Genomic DNA, 3,377 nt, shown 5'->3' on the forward strand with positions numbered 1-3,377 from the left:
GCTCCAGCGTGTTCATGATGATGCCGATCAGATGCTTGCGCGCTTTCTGGTTGGCAGTCGGCACCAACTGAGCCAGATAGTCCGCACGGCAGATACACCACAGGCTGCCCAACTGCGTTTCGTAGGTGGATTTGGCCTCGCCACGCGGGGCCTCATGCACTTCACGGCCATCGGCCCCGCCATCGATCACCGCCGGGAAACGTTCGAAGATGAACTTCTGAAACAGCGAGAAGTGCGGCGTCGGCACGTAGTGCGGGAAGTAGGTCTGGCAGAAAAACTGATAATCCACCACGGCCCGCTCACGCCGCGCCTGGCTTGCCGCAGCATCCATCGGAAAGGCCTCGCATTCCAGCTCGATGGTCTGGCGCAGCTCTTCGGCAAAAGACTCCATGCGGCGCTGGAAGTCGCCGAGGTTTTTCACCTCGGTGAGGTCTTCGTAGTCGTCACCCCAGTCGAACTCACGCATCGCCTTCATCCTCGTCTTCCGGCGGCGCTGGAATAGTTGCAATCAAGGCTTTGACGGCTTGCACGATGTCGTCGATCTCGAACTCATGACGCATGTCGCCAAGTGCATCCCGGATGCGGCGAATGCCGGTTTCCCAACGATCCACGCGGACGACCTTCCCGTCATCCCTAAATTCGAGCTCTTCAAGCTTGGCATCGCGGAATTCCGGCATGCGGATATCGCGTTCGGTGACTTCACGCATGCCGCTTCCCCAGCACCGCGCCGATATCCTCCACGTGCGGCTGCAGCGCCCGCAGTGCGGTCGGATCGTGCTTCTTCAGGTATTCGGCGATCACTTTCAAGGTGTCGAGGGCCACGGAAAGCCCTGAAAACTGCGGATTGAGCCTGGCAAATGCCTTGCTGAACTTGGCGTTCGCATCGGCCAACTGCGCAATGATCACGGCCTTGTCTGACGGGGGAATGGTGCTGTTCTCCAGCTCGCGCGTGGTCGTGATTACCTGGCGCGTGAAGTCCTCCACCAACTGTTTGTTCAGCTCGTCGACGCCCTGGTCGCTGATGCGGTAGGCCGCCCGCGCCGTATCCCAGTCATCTCCCTTGGCCTTGGCGCGGCTCTTCCAGTCACGCGCTGTGTCGTAGCTCACGCCACAGGTCACGGCGGCTCCGTTGAGGGGCATTCCCTCGATGTAGAGCTGCCGCACCTTGTCTCGCGTGTTCTGAGAATGGGCCATCAGTCACATCCGCTTGATGAGTTCGACCGCAGCAGCGGCCAGTGCGCCACCGACACCGCCCCCAAGAGCGCCGAGCTTGGCCGTCTTCTCGATCAGCTTTTTGTCTTCGGCTTCCAGGTTCGTCACGCGAGAGCCGAGGATGTCGATGCGCTTGTTGACATCGTCGCGCACCTGGCCGATCTGCGCGGTCAGCCGACGCCCGACCGCGTGGATGTGGCTGCAGGCTGCATCACGACGCTGACCGATGGGGTGGTGGATGACTTCGCCCTGGAACCCATGAGCGCTGACGGGATGACTGCATTCCTCGCCGCCGTGCAGCAGCGCTTGGAAGTGCTGCGTAAGGCAATCTCTCTAGCCACGCTGCCGCTGACGTGGGCCAGCCAGATCCAGAACCTGATCGCCGGCATCAAGAACGATCTGGCGATGCCTGCGGCCTATGCGTCAGCGCTGCGCGGGCTGACCGATCTGGTGGGCGGTGGCGCGGACGATTACGAACTGAGCGACACGGCGCGCCCTCGGGTGGTGTCTCGCATCACGAGCGCGGCCAGATCCAGCGACACCGAATTGACCGGCGTGGCCACGACCGAAGGCGCGGTGCGGCGCAATCTGGGTCAGGAGGACGCCTTGCGCAGCCGGCTGCTGGTGACTGCGGCTGCACAGGTGGCGTTGACTGATTACCGGGCCGAGGTTGATAGGGATGCGGCACTGGACAGCACGGTGACGGCCATTGATGCGCTGCTGCCGGGCATGCCTGATGCCACGTTTCAGGCGGCAGTAACGGCACGGGCCGCGTTGATCGATGCACTGCTGGCTCAGGATCTGCGGCCTGCGGCCTCGCGGGATGTTTCTGCCGCGCTGCCGGCGGTAGTGCTGGCCTACCGGCTGGGGGTGGATGAATCGGTGTTTCTCGCGCGCAATGCCGTGCGCCATCCGCTGTTTGTGAAGGGGCGTGTCCATGGATGATGCACACGCGGAGATCCGTTTCAATGGTCAGCGCTACGGGCACTGGCAGAAGGTGGATGTCAGGGAGTCAGTGGATGATCTGTGCGCCTCTGTCCGCCTCGCGGTGACGCGGCCAGGGGTGGGCAATTCACTGGGCGTGAGCGAGAACACCGTGGCTGACGTACTGGTCGGCGGCGAGCTGGTCACTAGGGTGCGGCCGGATATGCTGAATCGCACCGTGGGCGCTGAGGAACACGCGATCTACATCGAGGCGCGATCACTCGGGCGTGAGCTTGTGGATTGTCAGTACTCGAAAACCCTCTCGGGCTTGAAGCTGGGCGAGATCGTGAAGCGCATTTGCAGCACGTTTGCGGTGCCAGTGAAGATCGCGGTAGACACGGCGGTGGTGCCTGAATTCTCGATGCAGTGCGAGCTGCCTGCCAATGCCCTGATCAACGCCGTGCGCGCGGCTAATCTGCTGCTCTACCGTGGCTGGAGCCTAGCTGATTATCAGGATGTCGCCGATACAGCGGTTGGCATGGGCGTCGCATTGATCGATGCCGAAATCGCACCGCTGCGCGCTGGAGTGAGCCGTGTTGGCGCACGCACCTGGAGTGAGCGCAGCCGCTACATCCTGCGCGTGCGCTACAGCGGCGGTGCCTCGGTGCTGGCCGCCTTGCGGGCGGCGCTGGAACCATTCAAACAAGGCCATATCTGGCTGCTGTACGTCGAGGGGTACGCATATCAGCGCGCGGTGCTCTTTGGTGCGTCGACCAGGATCTGGAGTCGTCAGTGCTCAAGCAATGTATGGGGAAACTGGCAGGAGCACGGACGTCCAGCGCGCCAGCCGTTTCTACTACCTGCAGAAGTGCGGGTTTGGCGGCAAGCTGGAAGGTCAGAGCTTCGGCACTGCCACCACATCGGCGCCACGCATGAATTTCATGCGTCTGGAAGAAGATCTATCCGCCGCCCATCTTCGCCTGGCTCACGCCTATATCGAAAACTTGCCGTGGGCCGAGTGCGTCCGTCGCTACGACCGTGAGCACACTTTGTTCTATTGCGACCCGCTGTACTGGGGCACAGAGGGCTACGGCGTCGAGTTCGGCCTCGGTGAGTATGACCGCCTCGCCGAGCTGGCCAGATCAATCAACGGGCGCATGGTCATCTCAGTTAATGACATTCCAGAGATGCGTCAGGCCTTCGCCGGACTGCATATGGATCGCGTAGAAATCAACTACCAG

General features: G+C 62.0%; 4 protein-coding genes and 2 pseudogenes. 3 read left to right on the top strand and 3 right to left on the bottom strand.

What is annotated here, in order from left to right; translation table 11 throughout:
- The 3 genes and pseudogenes from BGI27_RS17520 to BGI27_RS17530 all read right to left on the bottom strand — a co-directional run.
- Positions 1 to 466, bottom strand: a pseudogene (locus tag BGI27_RS17520) (hypothetical protein); the annotation flags it as partial.
- Positions 459 to 707 carry a hypothetical protein gene (locus tag BGI27_RS17525; RefSeq protein WP_095526058.1) on the bottom strand — a complete coding sequence of 83 codons (249 nt, stop codon included), beginning with the start codon at positions 705 to 707 and terminating at the stop codon, positions 459 to 461. The gene BGI27_RS17525 and the pseudogene BGI27_RS17520, both read right to left, overlap by 8 nt.
- On the bottom strand, positions 700 to 1,194 hold the full coding sequence (locus tag BGI27_RS17530; RefSeq protein WP_095526059.1) for a DUF1804 family protein: 495 nt from the start codon (positions 1,192 to 1,194) through the stop codon (positions 700 to 702). The genes BGI27_RS17525 and BGI27_RS17530 overlap by 8 nt, the downstream gene beginning before the upstream one ends.
- On the opposite strand from BGI27_RS17530, the gene BGI27_RS17535 reads away from it, so the two are divergent.
- The 3 genes and pseudogenes from BGI27_RS17535 to BGI27_RS18370 form a co-directional block, all read left to right on the top strand.
- Positions 1,186 to 2,157, top strand: coding sequence for a hypothetical protein (locus tag BGI27_RS17535; protein ID WP_170943105.1), 972 nt, complete (start codon positions 1,186 to 1,188; stop codon positions 2,155 to 2,157). The genes BGI27_RS17530 and BGI27_RS17535 overlap by 9 nt on opposite strands.
- Positions 2,150 to 3,178, top strand: a complete 1,029-nt coding sequence (locus tag BGI27_RS17540; RefSeq protein WP_186815404.1) for a phage baseplate assembly protein — start codon at positions 2,150 to 2,152, stop codon at positions 3,176 to 3,178. Before BGI27_RS17535 ends, BGI27_RS17540 begins: the two co-directional genes overlap by 8 nt.
- Before the next feature lie 7 nt (positions 3,179 to 3,185).
- A pseudogene (locus BGI27_RS18370) lies at positions 3,186 to 3,377 on the top strand (DNA adenine methylase); the annotation flags it as partial.

Origin of the sequence: Candidatus Dactylopiibacterium carminicum, assembly GCF_014736495.1 — a bacterium.
Classification (GTDB): Bacteria; Pseudomonadota; Gammaproteobacteria; order Burkholderiales; family Rhodocyclaceae; genus Uliginosibacterium; species Uliginosibacterium carminicum.

Coding starts and splice junctions, on each gene's coding strand:
- BGI27_RS17535 (WP_170943105.1), top strand. CDS start 1,186: ATGGGCCATCAGTCACATCCGCTTGATGAGTTCGACCGCAGCAGCGGC.
- BGI27_RS17540 (WP_186815404.1), top strand. CDS start 2,150: ATGGATGATGCACACGCGGAGATCCGTTTCAATGGTCAGCGCTACGGG.
- BGI27_RS17530 (WP_095526059.1), bottom strand. CDS start 1,194: ATGGCCCATTCTCAGAACACGCGAGACAAGGTGCGGCAGCTCTACATC.
- BGI27_RS17525 (WP_095526058.1), bottom strand. CDS start 707: ATGCGTGAAGTCACCGAACGCGATATCCGCATGCCGGAATTCCGCGAT.